This is a genomic window from Neisseria bacilliformis, from assembly GCF_014055025.1.
In the GTDB taxonomy this organism is placed as follows: Bacteria; Pseudomonadota; Gammaproteobacteria; order Burkholderiales; family Neisseriaceae; genus Neisseria; species Neisseria bacilliformis.
Map to the genome: position 1 here is coordinate 547433 of NZ_CP059571.1, position 20054 is coordinate 567486.

Here is a 20054-nt window from a genome sequence, read left to right on the forward strand (position 1 = left end):
GGGTCTGTTGACATTCAACATTTTGGTGGCTTTTGCGCCCTAAAACGGCATCTGCCGCGTTGCAAATACTCGCCTATGGACGGGCATAGGCTCGCATTTGCGCCTTGCATCTGCCGTTTTATGACGCAAAATCCGCTGCAAAAGTTGAATGTCAACACGCCCTAGGCCGTCTGAAAACACAGCGGCAAACAGCCCCCCGTTTTTCAGACGGCCTCCATCCCATTGGAGCACACCATCGTGAACATCCTCATCTGCAACGACGACGGCTATCTCGCACAAGGCATCGCCGTCCTCGCCCGCGTCGCCGCCGAATTCGCCAACGTGCGCGTTGTCGCCCCCGAGCGCAACCGCAGCGGCGTCAGCAACTCGCTCACCCTCGACCGCCCCCTGCAACTCAAACAGGCCGAAAACGGCTTCTACTACGTCAGCGGCACCCCCACCGACTGCATCCACCTCGCCCTGCACGCCCTGCCCGATTTCCAACCTGATTTGGTCTTGTCCGGCATCAACCACGGCGCGAACATGGGCGACGACACCCTCTATTCCGGCACCGTCGCCGCCGCCACCGAAGCCTACCTGCTCGGCTTTCCCGCCGTTGCCTTTTCCCTCAACAGCCACGACGACCGCCACTGGCCGACCGCCGAAAAAGCCGCATGGCAGCTGCTCGAACGCCTCACCGCCGCCCCGCCCGTTCGCCCCGTTTTGTGGAACATCAACATCCCCGCCGCCGCCCCCGAAGACCTGCGCGGCTGCAAAATCACCCGCCTCGGCCGCCGCCACCACCAGCAAAGCATCGTCCCCGCCCGCAACCCGCGCGGCGAACAAGTTTATTGGATAGGCGCGGCGGGCGAAGCCGCCGATTGCGAAGAAGGCACCGATTTTGCCGAATGCGCTGCCGGCTTTATCACCGTTACCCCGCTGCAAATCGACCTCACCGCCTACCCGCAGCAGCACGAAACCGCGCAATACTGGCGCGGCCTTAGGGCGTGTTGACAATCAGCCTTGCGGCGGTATTTTTGGCAAAAATACCCGCCTGCCGCGCCCAAAATGCCCGCAGGTGTCCAAGCTTGCCGCGCTTTTTTCCTTGCATTCGGGCATTTTTTATTCAAAAAACCGCTCGCAAGCTGATTGTCAACAGACCCTGATGCCGTCTGAAAAAACCGTTTTCAGACGGCCTCCGTTGCGGCGGCAAAGCAAAACCGCCGCCATAACGCGATTTTACACCCCGCCCGCCGCCGAAACCGCCGCCGCGTCCCGCCAAGGGTTGAGAAGGGCGCGGCGTTTTATTATGATAGCGTCCGCTTAAACGACCAATCTGAGAAGGTAAGAAACACATGTTGAAACAAACGGCACTCCAAACCGCCACGCTGGCGGCTGTTTTCATGCTCGGTGCATGTTCGTGGATGCAGCAGCCCGCCGCACCGGTCATCGAAGGCGGCAACACCGGCGCATCGGCGGGCAGCACGGCCTACACATCCGGCAGCGACAACCCCTACGGCGCGGCACCCTACACCCCGCCCGCCGCCGAAAGCACCAGCACCCCCTACACCCCGCCCGCCCAGCACACCGCCGCCCCCTCAACGCCCTACATCCCTTCTTACGCACCCGTAGACATCAACGCCGCCACCCACACCGTCGTGCGCGGCGACACCGTTTACAACATCGCCAAACGCTACCACATCACCCAAGACAACCTGCGCCAGTGGAACAACCTTTCCGCTGACAACACCATCAGCGTTGGCCAAACCCTGCGCGTCAAACCCGCCGGATACACCGCCTCCGCGCCCGCCGCCGCAACTGCACCCGTGCGCAGCGAACCCGCCTACACCCCGCCGCCCGCACAAACCGCCCCGCGCAGCGAGCCGGTGCAAACCCCCGCCGCCTCCGCCCCGTCTCCCGCCGCCTCCTTCTCGTCCGGCGGCAGCCGCAGCGTCGCCGGCATCACCTGGCAACGCCCCACCGCCGGCAGCGTCATCTCCGCCTACGGCGCGAACAACAAAGGCGTGGACATCGCCGGTACCGCCGGACAAGTCGTCGTGGCCGCCGCCGACGGCAAAGTCGTCTATGCCGGCAACGGCCTGCGCGGCTACGGCAACCTCGTCATCGTCCAGCACAACTCCACCTACCTCACCGCCTACGGCCACAACCAGTCGCTGCTGGTCAAAGAAGGCGACATCGTCAAACGCGGCCAAACCATCGCCCGCATGGGCAACACCGACGCCGACCGCATGAAGCTGCACTTTGAAGTGCGCAAAGACGGCAAAACCGTCAACCCCGCCTCATACGTCCCGCTCTAAGGCGCAGGCAGCACAGAGGCCGTCTGAAAACCGGATTGCAGGGTTTTCAGACGGCCTTTAATACAAAAGATTAGTTGTAATCTCTTTTTGTCTGCCTTTATAAAATAAGGCAGAATAACGACGTTTTTTGATTCCCAAGTAGAATGTTTACTATATTCCAGTATAATCAGCCAGCCAGCCAGCCAGCCAGCCAGCCAGCCAGCCAGCCAGCCAGCCAGCCAGCCAGCCAGCCAGCCAGCCAGCCAGCCAGCCAGCCAGCCAGCCAGCCAGCCAGCCAGCCAGCCAGCCAGCCAGCCAGCCAGCCAGCCAGCCAGCCAGCCAGCCAGCCTAGGCTGAGTTTCGTCTGCGGTTTCCGCACACTCTTTCTCTTTTCAAAATCCCCTCTTTCCCGCGCCCTAGCCGCTTGCCGCATGGAGTGTTCCCATGCAGGCTAAACAGGTCAAATCCAAAGAACGCGTCGCCAAACACGGCGAAGTCTTTACCAACCCCCGCGAAGTCAATGCCATGCTGGATTTGGTGCAAGACCAGATCACGCGCATGGATGCCACGTTTCTCGAACCCGCCTGCGGTTCGGGCAATTTCCTCGTGGAAATCCTGCGCCGCCGCATGGCGTATCTCAACCAAAAATACAAAACCAGCCTAATCCAATACCAGCCCGCCACGGTGCAAGCCGTGTGCGGGCTGTACGGCATCGAGCTTTTGAGCGACAACGCCGCCGAATGCCGCGAGCGGCTGTTGGCAACCTTCGCACAACACTATCTCTCCCCGTTTCAGGCTGCCGAAGACTATCCGCGCCTGCTTGATGCTGTGCGCCGCGTTTTGGCGAAAAACATCGTTTGCGGCGATGCGCTCAATTATCGCGATTCAGACGGCCTGCCGATTGTCTTTATCCAATGGCAGTTCAGCCCTAAGCCGGGCGGCACGATTCCGATTTTTGTGATGCCCAAGGCCTATGAATTTCAAGACACCGTGCAGACCAAAGGGGGCGAACACTCGGATGCCAACTTGTTTGCAGAACGGCAAACCGCCGACAACGGGCAGATTCCCCGCATCGTAAAACCATTAAAAACATTCCCTCGAACACACTACTTGGAGATAGGCAATGAAACCGTTTGACCACAATCCCGACGTACTGTCTTGCCTTGCCAATTTGAGCAACGACGAAGTCTTCACCCCGCCGCAAATCGCCCGCCAGATGCTTGATTTGTTGCCCGCAAGCCTGTGGCGCAACCCCGAAGCTAGATTTTTAGACCCCTGCACCAAATCCGGTGTATTCCTGCGCGAAATCGCCACCCGCCTGATAGACGGCTTGGCCGACTGGCAGCCCGATTTGCAAAAGCGCATCGACCATATCTTAGGCAAGCAGCTTTACGGCATCGCCATCACCGAGCTGACCGCCCTGATTTCCCGCCGCACGCTCTACTGCTGCAAAACCGCCGACAGCGAACTTTCCATCGCCACCGTGTTTGACGATTCAGACGGCCATATCCGCTTCAACCGCGAAGCGCAGCACGAATGGACAAAAGATCATAAGTGCAAATATTGCGGCGCAAACAAAGAAAAATACGACCGAGGCGGCGAAGCGGAAAACCACGCCTACGAATTTATCCACACCGAACACCCCGAAAAGATTTGGAACAATATGAAATTTGACGTGATTATCGGCAACCCGCCGTATCAGATGGAAGATGGCGGCGCACAAGCCAGCGCGCGCCCGATTTACCACGAATTTATCCGCCAAGCCAAGAAATTGCAGCCGCATTATCTGGTGATGATTACCCCCAGCCGCTGGTTTGCCGGCGGCAAGGGCTTGGACGATTTCCGCGATGAGATGCTGGGCGATACGCGCTTGCGGCAGATTCATGATTTTCCGAATGCGGCGGATTGTTTTCAGGGTGTGGAAATCAAAGGCGGCGTGAACTATTTTTTATGGGTAAACGAAGAAAATGAGACGGATAACTGTCTCGTCAATACTTATGAAAAAGGTGAGTTAGTTTCATCGGCAGTGCGCCCGTTAAAAGAAAAAGATGCCAAAGTTTTTATTCGTATGAATGAGGCTGTTCCGATTCTGCGGAAAATTAAATCTTTGCCGTTTGAATCGATGAGCAAACTAATCAGTTCAAGAAAACCGTTTGGTATTCCCACTAACGTTTCTGGCAAAACAGAGTATTTTCCAAAATCGGTAAAACTGTATCGGAACAAAGGTATCGGCTACATATCGCAAGCCGAAATCACGCAGTCTTCTGATTTGATAGACAAACACAAAGTAATCGCACCGTATGCCGTCGGCAGCGGCGACAGCAAAACCGACTGGGTCAAGCCGCTGTATGCCGAGCCCGGAAGCTGCTGTTCGGAAACCTATATCGTGTTGGGCGTGCTGCCGTCAAAAAGGGAATGCGAAAACCTGATGAGTTATGTGAACACCAAGTTTTTCCATTTCTGCCTGACGATGAAGAAAAACACCCAGCACACCACGCGCGAAGCATATGAATTCGTTCCCATCCAAGACTTCTCCCGCCCGTGGACAGACGCAGACCTTTACGCCAAATACGGCCTAAACGAAGACGAAATCGCCTTTATCGAAAAAATGGTACGCCCGATGGATTAAATTTCAGACGGCCTTTTCAAATAGCCTGAAAGGCCGTCTGAAACCATAATCTGCCGTAGGTCGGGCATTTATGCCCGACGTTTTCAAATTTGCGGCATGTGGCACATAAGGAAAATATGTCCGTGTTTGTCGGGCATAAATGCCCGACCTACTGCCGTTTGCCCCGATATCACATGACGGAGAAACCCAATGTCCGATTTCACCATCGCCCCGAAAAACATCCCCACCATCTACGCCTACACCGACACGCGCTTTGCAGGCTGCCTGAAAATCGGTTACACCGAGCGCGATGCGGCGCAGCGGGTGGCGGAGCAGTATCCGGTGAAGCTGCCGCAGCAGTCTTACCAGATTGTGTTCAACGAAACGGCATTGCGCGAAAACGGCACGTTTTTTGACGACCGCGCCATTCACAAACGGCTTTCGGCGCAGGGTTTTCAACGGGAAAAGGGCGAATGGTTCCGATGCAGCCTGAAAGATGTGCAGGCGGCTTTCATCGCGGAAAAGCAGAGCAAACCGCTTTCAGACGGCCTTTCGCGTACGCACGATTTCCCGATGCGTCCCGAACAGCAGGCGGCGGTGGAGAAAACGGCGGCGTATTTCCGCGAGTTTCAGCGCGAAGAGGGCATCACGCCGCATTTTTTATGGAACGCGAAAATGCGCTTCGGCAAGACCTTTGCCGCGTATCAGTTGGCAAAAGAGATGGGCTGGAAGCGGGTGCTGGTGCTGACCTTCAAGCCCGCCGTGTTGTCGGCCTGGCGCGAGGATTTGCGCTCGCATACCGATTTTGCGGATTGGCAGTTTGTGTCGAATTACGAAGAAGATTTGTCGTTTGATGCGGCGGACAAAACCCGCCCGCTGGTGTTTTTCGGTTCGTTTCAGGATTTGCTCGGCAAGGACAAAAGCGGCGGCATCAAGGCGAAAAACGAGCAGATACACGCCATCAACTGGGACTGCGTGATTTTCGACGAATACCACTACGGCGCGTGGCGCGAAAAATCCAAAGATTTGTTTGACAAGGAAGAGCAGGCGGCGATTAAAACTATCGAAGCTGAGCTGGCGGATATGGAAGCGGACAATCCCGATTATTTCGACGAAAAGCTGCTGCCGATTACCACGTCGCACTATCTCTATCTTTCCGGCACGCCGTTTCGCGCGATTTCGTCGGGCGAGTTTATCGAAGAGCAGATTTTCAACTGGACCTACCCCGACGAGCAAAAAGCGAAAAAGACATGGCAGCCTGAAAACGGTGCAAACCCCTATGCCGCGCTGCCGGGCATGAAGATGTTTACCTACACGCTGCCCGAGAGCATCCGCACGGTGGCCGAGCAGGGCGAGTTTGACGAATTTGATTTGAACGCCTTTTTCGCCGCCGAGGGCAGCGGCAAAGACGCGCGGTTTAAAAACGAAGAATATGTGCAGAAATGGCTGGATTTGATACGCGGCAGCTACCGCGACACCATTGTTGAGGATTTGAAGCTGGGCAAGGAAAAGCCGCCGATGCCGTTTTCGGATGTGCGCCTGTTGGGCGTGTTGCAGCATACGTTTTGGTTTCTGCCCAACGTCGCCGCCTGCTTTGCGATGCGGAATTTAATCGCGCAAAAGCAAAACCGCTTCTACCACGATTACGAAATCATTGTTTGCGCGGGCAGCGGCGCGGGCAGCGGCGCGGAAGCCTTAAAGCCCGTTCAGGCTGCCATGAAAGGCGGGCTGGATACCAAAACCATCACGCTATCGTGCGGCAAGCTGACCACGGGCGTGTCGGTTGCGCCGTGGTCTGGCGTGTTGATGCTGCGTAATCTTTCCAGCCCCGAAACTTATTTTCAGACGGCCTTTCGCGTGCAAACGCCGTGGGTATTGAAAAATCCCGCCGCCGATGCCGTGCGGCGCGAAGAAATCGTCAAACACGAATGCTATATTTTTGATTTCGCCCCCAACCGCGCCTTGAAGCAGGTGCAGGAATACGCCTGCAAACTGGATAACGACCCGAATACCAGCCCCGAACAGAAAGTGAAAGACTTTATCAGCGTGTTGCCGATTTTCTCCTACGATGGCAGCGCGATGCGCGAAATCGACGCAGAAGGCGTGCTGGATTATGCGCTGAGTGGTACAACAGCAACGCTGCTTGCCAAACGCTGGGAAAGCGCCTTGCTGGTGAATGTGGACAACGTTACCCTGCAACGGCTGCTCAACAGCAAGGAAGCGATGGACGCATTAAGCCGCATTGAAAAATTCCGCACACTCAATCATGACTTGGAAACCATCATCAATAAATCGGAAGCGGTAAAAGATGCGAAAAAGCAGGCCGCCGAAGAAGGGCGCGAGTTGACCGCAAAAGAGAAAAAAGAGCTGAGCGACGCGGAAAAAGAATATAAAAGCAAACGCAAAGAAATTCAGAAAAAACTGATTGCTTTTGCCACGCGCGTGCCCGTGTTCATGTATCTGAGCGACAAGCGCGAGCACACCTTGCAGGATGTAATCACCCAGCTTGAACCCGAACTGTTCCGCAAGGTAACAGGGCTGTATGTGCAGGATTTTCATTTGCTGGAGCGGCTGAATGTGTTTAACGGCGCGTTGATGAATGATGCGGTGTTTAAGTTTAAGCGTTATGAAGACAGCAGCTTTGAATATACGGGGATACGCAGCAGGGAGGACGATCGAGTGGGTGGGTTTAATACCAGTTTGACAGTGGATGAGCACAGGAAGATTTATATCTACTAATCAAATGATGTAGTGAAAAAGGTTTGAGTTTTGTAACCAAAGCAGCGAAAGGCCGTCTGAAAAGCGTGAAACACGGTTTCAGACGGCCTTTTGGTTCCCGCCGTTTATCCGCCCCGCTCCCCCGCCGCTCTGTCCTGTGCCGTTACCGAAGTGAGCTTCGCCAGTTTCGGGGCAATCCGGTTACGCAAATCGTCCATCAGGGAGTACACCACGGGCACGAATATCAGGCTGAGCAGGGTGGAGGCGGTGAGGCCGCAGATGACGGCGACGGCCATCGGGGCGCGGAAGGCGGTACCGGAGCCGCCGGCGAAGACGGCGGGCAGCATGCCGGCCACCATGGCGATGGTGGTCATGATGATGGGGTGGGCGCGCTCTGCGCCGGACTGGATGAGCGCGTCGCCGATGGTTGCGCCGGTGGCGAGGTCGGCCTCTACGGCGATGCGCCGTTCGCGATCGAACCGTTCGAGGCTGGCCGCGCCTTCGCCGAAATGCAGCGTTGCCACGTTTTCCAGCGCGTCGCGGGCTTTGTCTTCAAATGCTTTCTGGCTCACCATGCGCTGTTTGTGCGGTTTGAGGCGGACGAGGATTTCGCCTTTGGCAATCTCGCTGTCGCTGCCGGCGGTGGCAAATACCAGCGCGACTTCGTCGTAGCGGCGCAGGGTTTGCGCGATGCGGCGCAGGGCGTCGTCGGTTTGTTGCAGGGTGCCGGACGGCGGCAGTTGGATGTTGATCTGGCTCATGCCGGTGTCGCCTTTGGGCAGGAAGCCGGTGGGCAGCAGCGGCACGAGTGCCAGCGATCCGGCCAGCAGTACCGCGCCGATGAGGCAGGTGGTTTTGCGAAAGCGCAGGGCTTTTTCCAGCGCGTGCAGATACAGGGTTTTCAGACGGCCTCTGCCGTGCTTTTTGGCTTTTTCAGGCTGCATCGGGCGCAGCAGGTAGGCGGCCAAGAGCGGCGTGGCGAGGCAGGCGACCAGCAGCGAGACCAGCACGGCGGCGGAGACGGTGGTGCCGAACCGGGTGAAATACTGCCCGACCGTGCCGCCGACAAAGCTCACCGGCAGGAACACGGCAACAATCGTGGCGGTGATGGCGACCATGGCGAAACCGATGGCGTCGGACGCGTCTAAGGCAGCCTGAAACGGGCGTTTGCCTATGCGCAGGTGCTGTTCGATGCTTTCGATTTCCACAATCGCGTCGTCCACCAGAATGCCGATCACCAGCGTGATGGCGAGCAGGGAGATGCTGTTGAGCGTGTAGCCCAGCCAGTGCATCACGGCAAAGGCGGGCAGGATGGACAGCACCAGCGCAACACCCGCCACCACCGTCGCCCGCCAGTTGCGTAGAAACAAAAATACCACCAGCACGGTCAAGGCCGCGCCTTCCAGCAGCGAGTCCATCGCCACCGTGTAGTTTTCCTGCGTGGTATCGACGCTGTTATAGACCTCTTGGATGCGGATGTCCGGATACTCTTTTTGCAGCTACGCCAACGCGTTGCGTACGTCGTTCACCGCGCGGTCGGTATCGACGCCCAGCTGGAACTCCACCATCGTGGACGAGCTGCCGTCGGTAATCGTGGAAGTGATGTGCCGCACGCCCGCCATGCCCGACACCGCGCTTTCCACGCGCCGCGTTACAGCGTTTTCCAGCTCTTCGGGCGACGCCCCCGGCTGCCCCACCGACACGCTCACAATCGGAAAGCTCACGTTCGGATTGGCGTTCACCGGCAGCTGGCGGAAAGCGGAAATCCCCAGCAGGGTCAAGACGGCAAACAAAACAATGGTCGGAATCGGGCGGCGTATCGCCCAGGAGGAAATTTTGAACGACATGGCCTATTCCTTTACCGGCTGCGGCGCAACCGTGTCGCCCTCGGCCACAAACGCCGCCGCCTGTTTCACCACCTGCTCGCCGTTTTTCAGGCCCGAGCGCACCTCCACCCAGCCCTGATAACGCGCCCCCGTTTCAATCTTGCGCTCCTGCACCTTGCCGCCCGCGCCCACCACTTTCACACGGGTAGAGCCGTCCGAACCGAAAGACACGGCGGAAAACGGCACCGCCTGCGCAACCTGCCGTTTGCCCAGCACCACCCGCGCCTCCGAATACGCGCCGATGGGGAAAGGCGTGCCTTCAAAGGCAATCCACACTTTGCCCACGCGGCTTTTGCTGTCCACCGCCGGATAAATCAGGCGCACCGTGCCGACCGGGTTTTCAGACGGCCTCTGGCTTTCAGACGGCCTCTGGTTTTCAGGCTGCTTTGGGGCAGCCTGAAAACCTGTTCCCTCCCGCCGCTCGCGGGGGAGGGTTAGGGTGGGGGTGCCTGCGGCAGCGGAAACGTTTGCACTTCGGCTTTCAGACGGCCTGTATGCCGTTTCAGGCTGCCCCGCCGTTTCCAGCCGCGCTTCCATACCCGTTTGCAGCTGCGCCAAATCCTCCGCATTGGCCTCCGCTTCCAACTCGATCTGCCCGTCTTTCGCCATCACAAACAGCGCGTCCGCGCCGCTCAACGCGCCCGCTTCCGCGTTGCGCTTGGTAATGATGCCGTCGGCGGGCGCGACAATCTGCGCCTTGCTCCTCTGGTGGCGGCTGTCGTCGGTCAAAGCCTGCATCTGCGCGATTTCCGCGCGGGCAGCCTGAATGTTCGCCCGCGCCGTCCGCACCTTCCTCTGCTGCTCGTCAAACTCCTGTCTGCTGACCGCGCCCGAATCCGCCAAAGCACGGTAACGCGCAAACAGCGTCTCCGCCTCGCGCAACGCCGCCTGCTGCGCATTCAGATTCGCCCGCGCCCGATTGAGCTGCACCGCACTCTGCCGCAGCTGCGACTGCACCGTTTCCGGCTCCAACACCGCCAGCACCTGCCCGCGCTTCACCGCGCTGCCCGCCTCGGTATGCACCGACACAATCTTCTGCCCCTGCAAAGCAGGCGCAACCGCAATCTCATCCCGCGCCACCCAAGTGCCGCCCAGCGGCAGCGTCGGCGCAAACTCCACCGAACGCGCCTGCACCACGCTTACCCTCATCGGTGCCTGCGCCGCCGTTTCGTTTTGCCGCCCGCAGGCCGCCAGCAGGGCAGCGAGTGGCAGCAGAAGCATGGCTTTTTTCATATCCGGTTCCTTTTATGTGGGGCGGGTCTCGACCATCGTTTCAATAGCACGTTGAAGCCGTCTGAAAACAGTCAAAGCAGCCTGAAAAATATGGGCGGCTGTTTTCAGACGGCCTTTTGTGTTTTCAGGCTGCCTCAAAAGTTATACGACACCCCCGCTGTGGTAGCTTTTTTCCACCATCGGGCTGTCTTTCACCGTTTTGGCCAGCTGCTCGACGCGCCCGCCGGCAAACGCGCTCCAATGCCGTGCGAAGCGGTATTCGGCGGCGATTTCGGCATAGGGCTGCACCGAGGCTTTCGGCCGGTAGGCAGCCAGGCCGCTGCGCTCGGATTCGGCGGGGCGGATGCCGTAGTAGTAGCGGTTGAAACGGCGGTCGGCATAGGCGATGCCCACGGCGGGGGTAAGGGTGAGTTTGTCGTTCGGCTGCCAGAAATAGCTGTACTGCACCTACGCCCGCGTGCCCTTGCTGAGGCCGGAAACATCGTGCGAAACCTGGGTTTCCAGATTGCCGTAGGGCGTGTAGAAATTGTAGGCGGCATCCAGCATCACGCTGTCTTTGCGCTCGTTTAAACGCTTGATTTGCGCGTCTTTCGATTTGTCCGGCTTGAAGCGGTACTGGCGCAGATAGGTTGCGCCCAGCAGCAGCTCCTGCGACTGGTTGGGCGCGGAATAGAGTTTCACGCCGGCGGACAGGCCGCGCACATAGAAGCGGCGGCTTTCGATTTATAGCACGGGCGACACGGAAGACGTGCCGGAATAGTTTTTGTAGCCGCCGTTGGCATAGCCGCCGGCAAGGCCGACCGAGATTTCAGTGGCCTTGCCGGGATAGCCCGCGTCGTCGGGCGCGGGGGGAAGCGGGGTTTCGCCGTTGTCGGCGCGGGCGGCCAGCGAGAGCAGCAACAGCAGGCAGGCGGCGGGTTTGGCGGGGTTCGGAAACATCATGGAAAACCAGGAAATCCCCGCGTACAACCCGCACCAAAACCTCGACAAACTCGGGCAGTTGTTGTCCGGAATCAACGATTTGTATGTGCAGTGGGCCAAAAGCAAAGGTATCGGCCACACCACCTTTATCATCCTCTACACACTCTACTACCGCGAAAGCTGCACCCAGAAAGACATCTGCGACGTGTGGAACCTCGCCAAACAAACCGTCTCCACCCAGTGCAACGAACTCTTGGATCAGGGGCAGATCAACATCGTGCAAAATAGCGAAAACCGCCGCCAGAAAATCCTCAGCCTGACCGAACAGGGATGCGCCTGCATCCACCCGCCGGCCGAAGAAATGCGCCGCGCCGAAACCGGCGCCTTCGCCGCACTGGGTGAGGATTTGGGACGGCAGCTGATCGAGGGCGCCGAGCGGTTTTACCAAGCGTTTGCCGACCGTATCCGGCAGGAGGGGTAGCCGCCGCCGGACAAAAGGCAGCCTGAAAACGGAAAAAACGTTTTCAGGCTGCCTTTGTTTGCGAATGCGCCCAAGCCAACCGGATCGGGCTTGCACGCCCGTGTTACAATAAAAATCACCAACCCAACACAGGATACTGAAAATATGGATAAATTTATTATTTTGCTGCTGGCGGCAAGTGCCGCATGGCTGCCTGCGGCCGCAGACACCCTGCCGCCCCAAGCGCAGCAGGCGGCTGGAAAAAACGGGGTGCAGGCAATCCCGCAGTCTTTACGGGAAATCTTAAACAATCCGGAAGGATGGGAAATGGATGTCTATTCCTTCCCTTACGAAATCGATACCTTTGTTCCGGTTTTCGCTGAAAATTTGTACGCAAAAGGGGAGAAAGTCAGCTATGCGCACATTTCGGACAAAGCGCTGGTCGGGGAGGTTTTCCGCATTTTGAACAATATGGCGTTTAAAAACTACTACCATGAATTGCGCGAGACCAGATTTTTAATAAAATTAAAAAACAGTCGGAAAAACATGGAAATCACCCTTTCGGATGAAGCCAACGCGCCGGATTTTATGGTTTTCCAGATTGAAAAAACCGAAAATGGCAAAGTGGAAAAGTTCCCCACCGGAATCACTGTGCAAGCCGGAGCCTTGAAGCGGCTGGCAAAAAGGGCAATAGGCAAATAAGCGTTGCGGCGGTTTGGGTGGCCTGCCGAACTTTCAGGCCGCTTCAAAAGTTATACGACATCCTCGCTGTGCCTTCCACGCGGTAGTTCGCAGGTCGGGCATCAATGCCCGACCTACTCATCCCGCCCGAAGCTGCACACGCGGTTTGCGCCATACAAAGGCCGTCTGAAAAACGGATTTGCGTTTTTTCAGACGGCCTGTTCCCCACTCCGTCCGTGCCGAACCTTCCGTAGGGTGTGCTGCCCCGAGGCGGCGCACGCGGTTGCTGCCGCGCGGCGAATCCGCGTGAGACGAAAATGCCGCACGATGCGGGCGGTGCGCCGAACCTGCGCCGCCGCTTCTGTTACCATGCCGCCCTTTTTGGGCCGCAGAGGCCGTCTGAAAGTGTGTTTTATGAGTGTGCAGAACCGAAAATTTCCGATTCCTTTGAGCTATTTCAGCGCGCCGCTGGGGATGTTTGCGCTGGGTTTGGCGTGGCGTTACGGCGCGGCGGCGGGGCTGCTGCCCGCGTGGGCGGGGGAGGGGCTGCTGGCCGTGGCGTTTGCGGCCTGGCTGTTTCTGACGGCGGCCTATGTGTACAAAATCGCGGCCTTTCGCGCGGATTTTCTGGCGGACGTGCGCGATTTGGTGCAGTGCTGCTTTATCAGCGCGATTCCGATTACCGCGATGCTGGCGGGACTCTCCGCGCTGCCGTACGCGCCTGTTACGGCAAGGGTTTTGATTTGCGCGGGGGCGGCGGGGCAGGTGGCGTTTTCGATGTACCGCGCGGCGGGGCTGTGGCGCGGGCTGCACACGGTGGCGGCCACGACGCCGGTGGTTTATCTGCCGACGGTGGCGACGAATTTCGTCAGCACTTCGGCTTTCGCCGCGCTGGGGCTGCACGATTTCGCGCTGCTGTTTTTCGGCGCGGGGGTGTTTTCGTGGCTGAGTTTGGAAGCGGCGGTGCTGGGACGGCTGCGCACGGAGGCGGCGGTGGCGGCGCAGGTGCGCGGGATTGTCGGCATCCAGCTTGCGCCGGCCTTTGTCGGCTGCGGCGCGTATCTGGCGGTGAACGGCGGGCGGTTTGACGTGTTCGCCATGATGCTTTTGGGCTACGGCTGTTTGCAGTTTCTGTTTCTGCTGCGCCTGCTGCCGTGGTTGGGCGAGGGCGGCTTTACCATGAGCCTGTGGGGCTTTTCCTTCGGCTTGGCGGCGATGGCCGGCTGCGGCCTGCACCTTTTGGCGGCGGGGCGGCTGCCCGCTCTGGGGCTGGCGATGGCGGCGGCGGGCTCGGGGTTTGTGCTACTGCTGATGGCGGGTACGCTGCGGCTGATGTGGCAGGGGCGGTTTCTGGTGCGCGGCTGAAGCTGCCCGCTGCGGTGTGTGTTGAGGCCGTCTGAAAACGGGTTTTTCAGACGGCCTTTTTGTTTTTGCGGCAGGGAACGCGTGCGTCGCCTTGGGGCGACACACCCTACGGATGGTTCGGCACGGGCGGGATTTGGTTGCTCAGGTAGGGTGTGTGGCGCAAGCCACGCACGCGGTTTCGGTTGCCTGCTGTAAAGGCCGTCTGAAAAGCAGGTTTGTTTTTCAGACGGCCTCAACATTTCTCTTAATCCCAACCGTCCGACCGCGTGCGTCGCCTTGGGGCGACACACCCTACGGATGGTTCGGCATGGGCGGGATTGGCCGCCGAGGTAGGTCGGGCATTTATGCCCGACAAACGCGGCAACAAAAAAACGTCGGGCATGAATGCCCGACCTACTGCGTTTTCAGACGGCCTCAGGTTTTTCGGATTTGTACATTCAATCCGCCTTCTGGGCGGTTTTCCAGTGTTACCGACAGGCCGTGCAGCGCGGCAATCTGCTCGACGATGGACAAACCCAGCCCGCTGCCCTGGGCGTTTTGGCCGGCGGGGCGGTAGAAGCGTTCTTTGATACGGGCGAGGTGTTCGGGGGCGATGCCTGCGCCGTGGTCGCGTACTTCGATGAGGCCGTCTGAAAGGATAAGCCGCACTTCGCTGTTGTCGGGCGAATAGCGCACGGCGTTGTCGATGAGGTTGCGCAGCATGATTTGCAGCAGTGCGGCATCGCCGGTGAGCGGCAGCGGGTTGGCGGCCAGCTCGCGTTTGAGGCGGATGCGTTTTTCGCGGGCGGCGAGGTTGCATTGTTGCAAAACCCGGCTGCTGAGGGTGTCCCAGTTGACGGGTTCGCGCTGTTTCAAGCCCTGCCCGGGGTCGAGGCGGGCAAGCGTGAGCAGTTGGTTGACGAGGTGTTCGGCGCGGCTGATGCTTTCGCGGATTTGGTGCAGGTGGTAGGGTTGCTCGTCGGCTTCGCTCATTTCCAGCACTTCGGTTTGCACTTTGAGCGCGGCCAGCGGGCTGCGCAATTCGTGCGCTGCGTCGGCGGTGAAGCGTTTTTCGCGCTCATTTGCGGTTTGCACGCGTTCAAACAGGCGGTTGAGTGCGTCGAACACGGGCTGGGTTTCGCGGGGCACGGCGCGGCTGACGGGGGCAAGGTTGTCGGCGCGGCGGGCGGCGAGGTCGTCGGCGAGCAGGTTCAGCGGGCGGATGCTGCGTTTGACGGCGATGTGCAGCAAGAGCGCGAGCACGGGCAACACGAGCAGCGAGGCGGCAAGCTGCACCCATACGATGTGCCACAGCATTTCGAGGCGTTCGTGCCAGCGTTGCGACACGGCGGCGGTGAGGCCGTTGTCGGGATTGTGGTAATAAACGACGCGGAAGCTGTCGTCGTCCCACACGGGCGCGGTGTCGGTGAAGCCGTTGGTTTCGCTGTATGGAATTTGTCCGCCTTTTTGGTCGGCCAGAAGCAGCTCGCCTTTTTCGTTCCAGATGGCGATGCCGTTGTGTTTGTCTTCGGCGAAACCTTCGCCATCGTCGCCGAGGCTTTCTTCCACGCCCGGCAGGCGCACGAGTTCGTCGGATTCGATATAGGGCAGGGCGCGGGCGAGTTCGCTCATCTGGCTGTCGGCCGATTCGTTGAGTTCGCGCAGGGCGAGGGTGAGGGAGACGGCGTTGGCCATCAGCCAGACCAGCACCAAGCCGCCACCGATGTAGTAGAACAGGCGGGTGCGGATGGCGGTTTCGGGCGGGAGGGGTTTGAGCAGGGGCATGGCTTGGGTTCGGCAGGATGAGGCCGTCTGAAAATCTGCTTTCAGACGGCCTCTGCTGTGTCTTCGGCTGGAAAACGCGCGATTATATACGCCGCTTCGGTTTACAAGAATAATGTTACACTGTATCATGCGCACCCTGCGCCCGAGGGGGCGTACAGGCCGTCTGAAAAAGCGGCTTTTATAGAATGGCTCGTAAGTTTATGAACATATTATTGTGCGGACTGCCCCAACGGCTGCTGCTGGCGGCTGCAGCTCTGGCCGTGGTGTGGGGCGTTTATTTTTGGGCGGCTTCGTCATGATTGCAGTGGAAAACCTCACCGTGAGCTACCGGCAGAAGCCGGCGGTGCACCATGTGGACATACATTTTGAAGAAGGCTCGATGTGGGCGGTGTTCGGCCCCAACGGCGCGGGCAAGTCCACCCTGCTCAAAGCGGTGATGCGCCTGCTCGAATGCACCACCGGCAGCGTGTCGTGGCAGGGTTTGCAGCGGCGCGACATCGCCTATCTGCCGCAGCAGGCCGACATCGACCGCAGCCAGCCGATGACGGTGTTCGAGCTGGCGGCGATGGGGCTGTGGTACGAAATCGGCTTTTTCGGCCGCGTGTCGGCGGCGCAGAAAGAGCGTGTGATGCACGCGCTGCGCCGCGTGGAGATGGACGCCTTCGCCGGCCGCCAGATCGCCCACCTCTCCAACGGCCAGTTCCAGCGCGTGCTGTTTGCGCGGATGCTGGCGCAGGACGCCAAATTCCTGCTGCTGGACGAGCCCTTCAACGCGGTGGACGCGAAAACCACCTACGCGCTGTTGGACGTGCTGCGCCGCTGCAACGGCGACAAACAGGCCGTGATTGCCGTGCTGCACGACTACGAACAAGTGCGCGCCTATTTTCCCAACACGCTGCTGATTGCGCGGGAAAAAATCATGGCGGGCAAAACCGAGGACGTGCTCACCGAAAGCTGTCTGCAACAGGCCGCCGAAGCCATGCAGCGGCACGACTACCCGCAGTGGTGCGCCGCGTGAGCGCAATCAGCCCGCTCTGCCCTCTCGGCGGCATTTGCGCCGAACCCTGCAAAGTTTTCAGACGGCCTATGCCGTTGTAAAATTTTCATGACGTTTGTCCCTTAACTATGAAAAAAGGAAAACCCATGAAAAAAACCGCCCTGCTTCTGGCCGTCCTGCTGCCCTTCTGCGCCGCCCATGCCGCCGGCGGCAAAGCGCAAAGCCGCGAACAAGCCCGAAGGAAAGCCGACGAAAAAGCCGTGCTCGACTGGTACGCGAAAACCCACACCCTGGAACGCGAAAAAGACGTTATCCGCCAATACCAGCAGCGCAACGACCCCGAATCGCGCGAAATCGCCGCCGCAGAGGAAAAACTCGCCCCCGAACAGGAAATCGTCGTGCGCACGCGCTTCACCGCCGGCAAAACCTACAACATCACCGGCCGCTGCGACCCCGATTGCGACAATATGTATCTCGACCTGTACCGGAACGTCTATCTCGACCTGTACGACGAAGAAACCCGCCACGGCCTGCGCGTGAAAAACGACCTGCGCGTGCTCAAAAGCCCGGGTTTCAGCTGGACGGCCGAGAAAGACGAAGACTATACCGCCGTGCTCACCATGAAAAAATGCACCAAAAAAACCTGCGCCGCCGCCCTGCAAATCTTTGAAGGCAATAAGGCGTTCTGGTAGGGGCTGTTGATATTCGACTTGCGACGCGGATTTTGCGGCAGAAAATGGCAGATGCAAGGCAAAAATGCGAGCCTATGCCGTCCATAGGCGAGTGTCTTTAACGCGGCAGATGCCGTTTTATGGCGTAAAAGCCGCCGCAACCGTTGATTGTCAACAGACCCTAGTGAAACCCCCGTTTTTCAGACGGCCTCAACGCTGCACGGAGGCCGTCTGAAAACGTTTTTTCCGGCCTGAGGCCGTCTGAAAAACAAAAAACCGAATATGACCATCCCCTTTTACGAATGGCTGATCGAGCCCTTTGCCGAATTCGACTTCATGCGCTACGCGCTGGCCTCGGTGGTGTTCCTCGCCCTCAGTGCCGCGCCGGTGGGCGTGTTCCTCGTGATGCGGCGCATGAGCCTGGTGGGCGACGCGCTCGGCCACGCCGTATTGCCCGGCGCGGCGGTGGGCTACATGCTCGGCGGCCTCAGCCTGCCCGCCATGAGCGCGGGCGGTTTTGCCGCCGGCATGGTTATGGCTCTGCTGGCCGGGCTGGTGAGCCGCTTCACCGACCTCAAAGAAGACGCCAACTTCGCCGCCTTCTACCTCACCAGCCTCGCCGTCGGCGTGCTGCTGGTGAGCATGGGCGGCAGCAACATCGACCTGCTGCACCTGCTGTTCGGCTCGATACTGGCCGTGGATCTGCCCGCCCTCACACTGGTGGCCGCCGTCGCCAGCCTCACCATCCTCACGCTGGCGGTGATCTACCGCCCGCTGCTGCTGGAAAGCATCGACCCGCTGTTTTTAAAGGCGGTAAACGGCAAAGGCGGCCTGTGGCACCTGATTTTCCTCGTGCTGGTGGTGATGAACCTCGTCTCCGGCTTTCAGGCACTGGGCACGCTGATGGCCGTCGGCCTGATGATGATCCCCGCCATCACCGCCCGCCTGTGGGTGCGCGGCATGGGCGGCCAAATCTTCCTTGCCGTGCTGTTCGCCCTCCTGTGCGGCCTGGCCGGGCTGCTGTTTTCCTACCACGTGGAAATCCCCTCCGGCCCCTCGATTATTCTGTTTTGCGGCGGCTGGTACGCCTTCTCCGTGCTCTTCGGCAGCGAAGGCGGCCTGCTGGCCAAATGGCTGCGCGGCGGCCGCCACAAAACTTATTGAAAATAAACCTTTTTTTGACCAACCGGCGGCACGCTTCCCGCGCCGCCACCTTCCCAGCAAACCCGAAAGGATAAACCCCATGAAACATTGGAAACCCGCCTTCGCCGCCCTCCTGGCGGCCGGCCTCGCCCACGCCGAACCCCTGAACGTTGTCAGCAGTTTCAGCATCCTCGGCGACGTCGCCAAACAGGTCGGCGGCGACAAAGTGGCCGTAACCAACCTCGTCGGCGCGGATCAGGACTCGCATGTTTACCGCCTCACCAGCGGCGACATCAAAAAAATCCGCGCCGCCAAACTCGTGCTGCTCAACGGCCTCGGTTTCGAGTCCGCCGAAATGGCGCGCGCCGTGAAACAAAGCAAAATCCCCTACGCCGAAGCCGCCGCCGGCATCAAAGCAATGGAAGCCGACCACGACCACGACGAGCACGAACACGGCCATGACCACGACCACGACCACGGCGGCCACGAACACCACCACCACGGCCAATTCGACCCCCACGTGTGGAGCGACCCCTCGCTGATGCAGAAATACGCCGCCAACGTGGCCGAAGCCTTCATCAAAGCCGACCCGCAAAACAAAGCCTATTACAGCCAACGCCTGCAAAACTACGGCAAAGAGCTGCAACAGCTCGACGCCTACGCCAAAGGCAAATTCGACGCCGTGCCCGCCGCCCGCCGCAAAGTGCTCACCGGCCACGAAGCCTTCGGCTACATGGGACGCCGCTACAACATCAAATTCTACGCCCCGCAGGGCATCAACACCGAAGCCGAACCCTCCGCCAAACACGTCGCCGCCCTCATCCGCCAGGTGAAACAGGAAGGCATCAAAGCCGTGTTTGCCGAAAACATCAAAGACTCGCGCATGCTCGAACGCATCGCCAAAGAGTCCGGCAGCAAAATCGGCGGCAAACTCTACTCCGACGCCCTGAGCAAAACCCCGCCCGCCGACACCTACACCGGCATGATGCGCCACAACATCGACGCCCTGGCCAACGCCATGAAATAAGCCCGCGTCCTGCCGCGCGTGAAAGAGGCCGTCTGAAAAACCTGTTTTCAGCTTTTCAGACGGCCTTCCGGCTTTTTGGCAGTGCTGACGCAGGGTGTGGCGCAAGCCGCGCACGCGGTTTGGGCTGTTACTGCAAACAGGCCGTCTGAAAAAACGTTTTCAGACGGCCTCCCCGCCGCCGTTTGACATTTGCCACCGCTTGCCGTTTAATCGCGCCCGCACTTTAAACATGTTTTTACACACCATGCCCGCTGTGCCGCACACGGGCTTTGTTTCATTTGAACCGACGAATGAACGAGACACA

18 protein-coding genes and 1 pseudogene are annotated in these 20054 nt (G+C 59.2%); 12 read left to right on the plus strand and 7 right to left on the minus strand.

Features of this window, described 5'->3' with window-relative positions:
- Window positions 1–237 precede the first annotated feature (237 nt).
- Window positions 238–993, plus strand: a complete 756-nt coding sequence (gene surE / locus H3L91_RS02770; protein WP_040659345.1) for a 5'/3'-nucleotidase SurE — start codon at window positions 238–240, stop codon at window positions 991–993.
- Window positions 994–1334: 341 nt separating this feature from the next.
- Complete coding sequence (locus H3L91_RS02775) at window positions 1335–2297, plus strand: peptidoglycan DD-metalloendopeptidase family protein (protein WP_007341947.1); 963 nt, start codon at window positions 1335–1337, stop codon at window positions 2295–2297.
- A gap of 166 nt (window positions 2298–2463) precedes the next feature.
- Here H3L91_RS02775 and H3L91_RS02780 read toward each other — a convergent pair whose 3' ends face one another.
- On the minus strand, window positions 2464–2655 hold the full coding sequence (locus H3L91_RS02780) for a hypothetical protein (RefSeq protein ID WP_182109867.1): 192 nt from the start codon (window positions 2653–2655) through the stop codon (window positions 2464–2466).
- A gap of 65 nt (window positions 2656–2720) precedes the next feature.
- Between H3L91_RS02780 and H3L91_RS02785 the strand changes: the two genes are divergently transcribed.
- The 3 genes from H3L91_RS02785 to H3L91_RS02795 all read left to right on the plus strand — a co-directional run bounded on the left by H3L91_RS02785 (window position 2721) and on the right by H3L91_RS02795 (window position 7623).
- Complete coding sequence (locus H3L91_RS02785) at window positions 2721–3413, plus strand: DNA methyltransferase (RefSeq protein ID WP_007341950.1); 693 nt, start codon at window positions 2721–2723, stop codon at window positions 3411–3413.
- Window positions 3400–4905 (plus strand): Eco57I restriction-modification methylase domain-containing protein, encoded by a 1506-nt coding sequence (locus H3L91_RS02790; protein ID WP_007341951.1) that lies wholly within the window; start codon window positions 3400–3402, stop codon window positions 4903–4905. Before H3L91_RS02785 ends, H3L91_RS02790 begins: the two co-directional genes overlap by 14 nt.
- A 189-nt stretch (window positions 4906–5094) precedes the next feature.
- Entirely contained in the window at window positions 5095–7623 is a 2529-nt protein-coding gene (locus H3L91_RS02795) for a GIY-YIG nuclease family protein (RefSeq protein WP_007341952.1), read from the plus strand.
- 104 nt (window positions 7624–7727) lie between these two features.
- Here the strand turns inward: H3L91_RS02795 and H3L91_RS02800 are convergent, their stop codons facing one another.
- From H3L91_RS02800 to H3L91_RS02820, 5 genes and pseudogenes are all read right to left on the minus strand, one after another.
- Complete coding sequence (locus H3L91_RS02800; protein ID WP_306420113.1) at window positions 7728–9101, minus strand: efflux RND transporter permease subunit; 1374 nt, start codon at window positions 9099–9101, stop codon at window positions 7728–7730.
- Window positions 9102–9449, minus strand: coding sequence for an efflux RND transporter permease subunit (locus tag H3L91_RS12275; RefSeq protein ID WP_007341954.1), 348 nt, complete (start codon window positions 9447–9449; stop codon window positions 9102–9104).
- Between the two features lie 3 nt (window positions 9450–9452).
- Entirely contained in the window at window positions 9453–10721 is a 1269-nt protein-coding gene (locus tag H3L91_RS02805) for an efflux RND transporter periplasmic adaptor subunit (RefSeq protein ID WP_007341955.1), read from the minus strand.
- 141 nt (window positions 10722–10862) lie between these two features.
- Window positions 10863–11444, minus strand: a pseudogene (locus H3L91_RS12280) (MipA/OmpV family protein).
- Entirely contained in the window at window positions 11445–11663 is a 219-nt protein-coding gene (locus H3L91_RS02820; RefSeq protein ID WP_007341959.1) for a hypothetical protein, read from the minus strand.
- Here H3L91_RS02820 and H3L91_RS02825 point away from each other — a divergent pair.
- From H3L91_RS02825 to tehA, 3 genes are all read left to right on the plus strand, one after another.
- Window positions 11662–12123: a MarR family winged helix-turn-helix transcriptional regulator gene (locus H3L91_RS02825; RefSeq protein ID WP_007341960.1), complete on the plus strand. Its 462-nt coding sequence runs from the start codon at window positions 11662–11664 to the stop codon at window positions 12121–12123. The genes H3L91_RS02820 and H3L91_RS02825 overlap by 2 nt on opposite strands.
- Window positions 12124–12267: 144 nt before the next feature.
- Window positions 12268–12804 (plus strand): hypothetical protein, encoded by a 537-nt coding sequence (locus H3L91_RS02830; protein WP_007341961.1) that lies wholly within the window; start codon window positions 12268–12270, stop codon window positions 12802–12804.
- 393 nt (window positions 12805–13197) lie between these two features.
- Entirely contained in the window at window positions 13198–14148 is a 951-nt protein-coding gene (gene tehA, locus H3L91_RS02835) for a dicarboxylate transporter/tellurite-resistance protein TehA (protein ID WP_040658685.1), read from the plus strand.
- Between the two features lie 414 nt (window positions 14149–14562).
- On the opposite strand, the gene H3L91_RS02840 is transcribed toward tehA, so the two are convergent.
- A complete protein-coding gene (locus H3L91_RS02840; RefSeq protein WP_244958479.1) occupies window positions 14563–16041 on the minus strand; it encodes an ATP-binding protein in 1479 nt (492 codons plus the stop codon).
- Window positions 16042–16207: 166 nt separating this feature from the next.
- Between H3L91_RS02840 and H3L91_RS02845 the strand changes: the two genes are divergently transcribed.
- The 4 genes from H3L91_RS02845 to H3L91_RS02860 all read left to right on the plus strand — a co-directional run bounded on the left by H3L91_RS02845 (window position 16208) and on the right by H3L91_RS02860 (window position 19750).
- Window positions 16208–16930, plus strand: coding sequence for a metal ABC transporter ATP-binding protein (locus H3L91_RS02845; RefSeq protein ID WP_007341966.1), 723 nt, complete (start codon window positions 16208–16210; stop codon window positions 16928–16930).
- Between the two features lie 125 nt (window positions 16931–17055).
- Entirely contained in the window at window positions 17056–17601 is a 546-nt protein-coding gene (locus H3L91_RS02850; protein WP_007341967.1) for a hypothetical protein, read from the plus strand.
- A gap of 261 nt (window positions 17602–17862) precedes the next feature.
- Window positions 17863–18744, plus strand: a complete 882-nt coding sequence (locus H3L91_RS02855) for a metal ABC transporter permease (protein WP_007341969.1) — start codon at window positions 17863–17865, stop codon at window positions 18742–18744.
- Window positions 18745–18823: 79 nt separating this feature from the next.
- A complete protein-coding gene (locus H3L91_RS02860) occupies window positions 18824–19750 on the plus strand; it encodes a metal ABC transporter solute-binding protein, Zn/Mn family (protein WP_007341970.1) in 927 nt (308 codons plus the stop codon).
- Window positions 19751–20054 lie beyond the last annotated feature (304 nt).

What these genes read in the sequence shown, in the direction of transcription:
- H3L91_RS02795 (WP_007341952.1), top strand. Translation starts at nt 5,095, where the DNA reads ATGTCCGATTTCACCATCGCCCCGAAAAACATCCCCACCATCTACGCC.
- H3L91_RS02840 (WP_244958479.1), bottom strand. Translation starts at nt 16,041, where the DNA reads ATGATACAGTGTAACATTATTCTTGTAAACCGAAGCGGCGTATATAAT.
- H3L91_RS02785 (WP_007341950.1), top strand. Translation starts at nt 2,721, where the DNA reads ATGCAGGCTAAACAGGTCAAATCCAAAGAACGCGTCGCCAAACACGGC.
- H3L91_RS12275 (WP_007341954.1), bottom strand. Translation starts at nt 9,449, where the DNA reads ATGTCGTTCAAAATTTCCTCCTGGGCGATACGCCGCCCGATTCCGACC.
- tehA (WP_040658685.1), top strand. Translation starts at nt 13,198, where the DNA reads ATGAGTGTGCAGAACCGAAAATTTCCGATTCCTTTGAGCTATTTCAGC.
- H3L91_RS02790 (WP_007341951.1), top strand. Translation starts at nt 3,400, where the DNA reads ATGAAACCGTTTGACCACAATCCCGACGTACTGTCTTGCCTTGCCAAT.
- H3L91_RS02820 (WP_007341959.1), bottom strand. Translation starts at nt 11,663, where the DNA reads ATGATGTTTCCGAACCCCGCCAAACCCGCCGCCTGCCTGCTGTTGCTG.
- H3L91_RS02860 (WP_007341970.1), top strand. Translation starts at nt 18,824, where the DNA reads ATGAAACATTGGAAACCCGCCTTCGCCGCCCTCCTGGCGGCCGGCCTC.
- H3L91_RS02825 (WP_007341960.1), top strand. Translation starts at nt 11,662, where the DNA reads ATGGAAAACCAGGAAATCCCCGCGTACAACCCGCACCAAAACCTCGAC.
- H3L91_RS02845 (WP_007341966.1), top strand. Translation starts at nt 16,208, where the DNA reads ATGATTGCAGTGGAAAACCTCACCGTGAGCTACCGGCAGAAGCCGGCG.
- H3L91_RS02805 (WP_007341955.1), bottom strand. Translation starts at nt 10,721, where the DNA reads ATGAAAAAAGCCATGCTTCTGCTGCCACTCGCTGCCCTGCTGGCGGCC.
- H3L91_RS02775 (WP_007341947.1), top strand. Translation starts at nt 1,335, where the DNA reads ATGTTGAAACAAACGGCACTCCAAACCGCCACGCTGGCGGCTGTTTTC.
- H3L91_RS02855 (WP_007341969.1), top strand. Translation starts at nt 17,863, where the DNA reads ATGACCATCCCCTTTTACGAATGGCTGATCGAGCCCTTTGCCGAATTC.
- H3L91_RS02850 (WP_007341967.1), top strand. Translation starts at nt 17,056, where the DNA reads ATGAAAAAAACCGCCCTGCTTCTGGCCGTCCTGCTGCCCTTCTGCGCC.
- H3L91_RS02830 (WP_007341961.1), top strand. Translation starts at nt 12,268, where the DNA reads ATGGATAAATTTATTATTTTGCTGCTGGCGGCAAGTGCCGCATGGCTG.